The following is a 2,250-nucleotide window of genomic DNA, read 5'->3' on the forward strand; positions in this document are numbered from 1 at the left end:
CCTGCGGCGCACCGGCGGGAGGCGCGGCGCGACGGGTTGCACGGCGGCGGCGCGGCGCGGGAGTGGTGTCTTCGGGCTCGGCCTCGGCGGCGGCGGGCTCGGCCGCGGCGGGCTCGGCGGCGACGGGCGTCTCGGTGGCGGCCTCGGCACCCTGCGGCGCACCGGCAGGCGCGGAGGCGCGGCGGGTGGCACGGCGGCGGCGCGGCGCGGGGGCGGCTTCCTCGGCGGGCTCCGGTTCCGGAGCGGCGGCCTCGGCGGGCTTCTCGGCGGCGGGGGTGGCCGGTATGGCCGGAGCGGTGCCCTCGGCGGCTCCGCCGGGCGGGCCTGCGGGCCGCGACGCCGCACGGCGCCTGCGGCGCGGCGGCAGGGTGTCGCTGGGTGTGGTGTTGTCCGAGCCCTCAGTGGGTTCGTTCGGCTCAAGCATGCGGGCGGTTCTCCCGTCACGCTCCCGGGCGCCGCGCCTGGTCCGGTGATGTCCGCGGCTCTCGCTCACCTACGCGGGGCCGCCATCCGGGGGCGTGGGCGCCGCACGGGAGCTCTATGTGTCTGTCTCGCCGGTTCCGTACGCCCAAATGCGGACGGCCTGGCGAAAGTCTCGGTCAGTGCGCTGCCCGACCCAGGTGGCTCCCGAGTACAAGGGCGGCGCTTCGACGCGCGTCCCTACGCGGGACCTTCCGTCGCCGGCGTCTTCGCGGCGGCTGCGTCGGCCCCTTGGTTCTCGATCGGGGTCGTGGCTGCCTCGCGGTCGGGCGCGAGCGGGTCGGTCACCGTGCCGGTCTCGTCGGCAAGAAGCCCCTGCGCCAGCCTGGTCACCGCTGCGGGGACCGGCGGCGCCAGGTCGGCAACAGCTCGGAGGCCGGACAGGACGTCGTCGGGTCGTACGGCAGGTGTCACGTGCCGAACAACCAGCCGCAGTATCGCACAGGGCTGGTCGGTCGGCCTATCAGCGTCGTGAGCAATCGCCTCGTCAGAGGCGATGGCCTCAAGATTCACGACGGCTTCGCGGGCATCGAACGTCCGCATGCCGTTCTTCGCGCGGCGCTGGACCTCGACGGTCTCCGCGGCCAGGAAGGCCGCGGCGGCCCGCTCGGCGTCCGCGGGCTCCACGCCGTTCAGGCGCAGCTCCCAGACGGATCCGGTGAGCCGGTCGGCGAGCCCCGACGTACGGGACTCGACGGCGTCGACGATGTCGAGTCCGTTCGGCATCGACTCGTCGAGCAGCTCGCGCAGCTTGTCGGGGTCACGCGGCTCGGTGAGCGCGATCTCCAGGTACTCGGCCTCACTGCCCGTGCCGGTGGGTGCGGCATTGGCGTACGACACCTTCGGGTGCGGTGTGAACCCCGCCGAGTACGCCATGGGCACCTCGGCGCGGCGCAGCGCCCGCTCGAAGGCGCGCTGGAAGTCACGGTGGCTGGTGAACCGGAGGCGGCCGCGCTTGGTGTAGCGCAGTCGGATGCGCTGCACCGCGGGAGCGGGCGGCGGGCCTTCGGGCTGTCGCTTGCCCAGTGTTCTAGTCCTTCGTGAGTGCGGTCGTACTGCTACCTAGAGTACGTGTCCCGGGCGTGTCCGGTTCCCGCCGGGCCACCGGCACCGCCACGGGCTCCACCGGAACCGCCCCCGCCGGGACCCGCTCCTTCGGCGCCCCGAACAGCATCCGCCGTACGTCGGCCCGCGCCTCCCGCACGCTCTGGCGGGCGGCGGCGAGTGCCTGCCGGGTGGCGCGGCCCGCGTCCTTGACGGCCTGTGCCGCGGGCCGCCAGACCCCGTCGCGCAGGACGTGCCCGACGGGGGTGAGGACCGTGCGGTACACCCAGCGCACCGGGTCGACGAAGAGCCGGCGCAGCAGGCGGCCGAGGAAGCGGCCCACGACCAGCGAGATGTGTCCGGCGATCCGCCAGGCGTGTCCGAGTGCGTCGAAGATCTCACGTGCGACGACCGCGATGCCCCGGCCGACGGGCGCGAGCACCCAGCGCCACAGGGCGACGGCGGGTACGACGAAAATCCAGCGCCCCAGGGCCCCGAGAACCGTCCCGATCCCCCGGAGGAGCCAAGCGGCCCCGGCCCCGATTCCCCCGGCGAGCCACGCGATCGCGTGCCCGACCGGCGTGAGCACGGACGCGTACAGCCAGAGGGCGGGGATCACGACGAGCATCCGCCCGAGCCACGCGAGCCCCTTGCCGACCGGCACCATCACATAGCGCCAAAGACCCACCCACGGCCACACGAAGACCGCCTTGAGCAGCCAATCCA

The 2,250-nt window shown here is 74.4% G+C and carries 1 protein-coding gene and 2 pseudogenes; all 3 read right to left on the reverse strand.

The window, feature by feature from the left end:
- Positions 1–424: pseudogene (locus ACQKIP_RS45530) on the reverse strand (Rne/Rng family ribonuclease); the annotation flags it as partial.
- Positions 425–660: 236 nt separating this feature from the next.
- A complete protein-coding gene (locus ACQKIP_RS45535) occupies positions 661–1,464 on the reverse strand; it encodes a TIGR03936 family radical SAM-associated protein (RefSeq protein ID WP_365857808.1) in 804 nt (267 codons plus the stop codon).
- A 46-nt stretch (positions 1,465–1,510) separates the two neighbouring features.
- Positions 1,511–2,250 (reverse strand): annotated as a pseudogene (locus ACQKIP_RS45540) (hypothetical protein); the annotation flags it as partial.

The organism is Streptomyces sp. NPDC059900 (assembly GCF_050270335.1).
Lineage (GTDB): Bacteria > Actinomycetota > Actinomycetes > Streptomycetales > Streptomycetaceae > Streptomyces.